The organism is Bacillus sp. 2D03 (assembly GCF_003946765.1).
In the GTDB taxonomy this organism is placed as follows: domain Bacteria; phylum Bacillota; class Bacilli; order Bacillales; family Bacillaceae_G; genus Bacillus_A; species Bacillus_A cereus.
On the sequence record NZ_RPSJ01000051.1, the window covers coordinates 1 to 257 of the forward strand.

The window sequence follows — 257 nt, forward strand, 5'->3', positions numbered from 1 at the left end:
CCTAACGGACTGTTTGAAGTGGGGGCTTCTCGGTTAGTCGTTACTTTTGGTAGCTAACGAATTCGTCCTAAGACAGCCGAGCTAACTCCCTTGTTCCAAGGGTTATTTTATTGCTATCTATACTAACGCCAATAGGCGTATTGCTTCATTTTTGATATTGATAGCTGCGTTATAATCTCTATCGAGATTTACACCGCATATACAAGAATAGACTCGCTCAGACAATGACATATTTTTCACATTTCCACAACTGCTAC

1 protein-coding gene is annotated in these 257 nt (G+C 40.5%); it reads right to left on the minus strand.

Annotated elements, in window-relative coordinates:
• Nucleotides 1-117 precede the first annotated feature (117 nt).
• Nucleotides 118-257, minus strand: a 140-nt coding sequence (locus EBQ15_RS30970) for a zinc ribbon domain-containing protein (RefSeq protein WP_164514055.1), incomplete at its 5' end; no start/stop codon positions are given.